This window comes from Prevotella sp. MGM2 (assembly GCF_002933955.1).
Lineage (GTDB): Bacteria > Bacteroidota > Bacteroidia > Bacteroidales > Bacteroidaceae > Alloprevotella.
This window is the reverse complement of sequence record NZ_BEWW01000136.1, coordinates 1-689: the sequence shown is the minus strand read 5'-3', so window position 1 is coordinate 689 and position 689 is coordinate 1. Positions and strand designations below refer to the sequence as shown.

1 protein-coding gene is annotated in these 689 nt (G+C 39.5%); it reads right to left on the bottom strand.

All coding sequences use genetic code 11. The features are described from left to right. Positions 1-218 precede the first annotated feature (218 nt). On the bottom strand, positions 219-689 hold a 471-nt coding region (locus C5S62_RS13495), incomplete at its 5' end, for a hypothetical protein (protein ID WP_190311545.1).

The following is a 689-nucleotide window of genomic DNA, read 5'->3' as shown; positions in this document are numbered from 1 at the left end:
CTCATAGGAGAAAAGATTGGACGTTATTTGCAAATGTAATAAAATAGCGGCAATAAACAATAAGAATATAAAATATTTTCTAAATATATTTTACGTGTGTAATGTTTTTTTTACTTGATGGCTGCGTTGGAGCGGCATTGTACGACCTCCTGTGGTGGCCGGTGAGGAAGGAATATGCGGCGGACAATATTGTACGGTCCGCCGCATATTTCAGTGTGTTAATTCCATGATTTATATTTGAGCATGTTGCCTTCCTTCCATATTTTGTGCTTGGTGGCTTTCATGTCAGCTTTTACGTAAGCTGGAATTTCTAAGCCCTCAATAACTTCTATATCCCATTCGATTTTTTCTGTAAATTCGATGGCAAAGTTGGGATCTGGCGTGAAAGAGTAAGCACATGCCGGTCTGTCGTAAACCACTGTGGCTTTGTCCTGATTGACTACAACAATAATCATTTCACCGGCTTCATCGTCACCATCGAAAACGAGGCCGGCGAACAACAATGCGAAACTGTTGTCGTCTAGTGGTACTTTAATATAAAAATTTTTGTCAGTTGCATTTGTTGTTAAATACCCGACATCACCTAAAGGATCTTTTCCCCATTTTCGTATGAGTCTCTTCCCGTTATGATAGATGTCAATAAATTCATATCCTCCTCCCATTACGTCTTTGTTGGGATATCCTCCTAT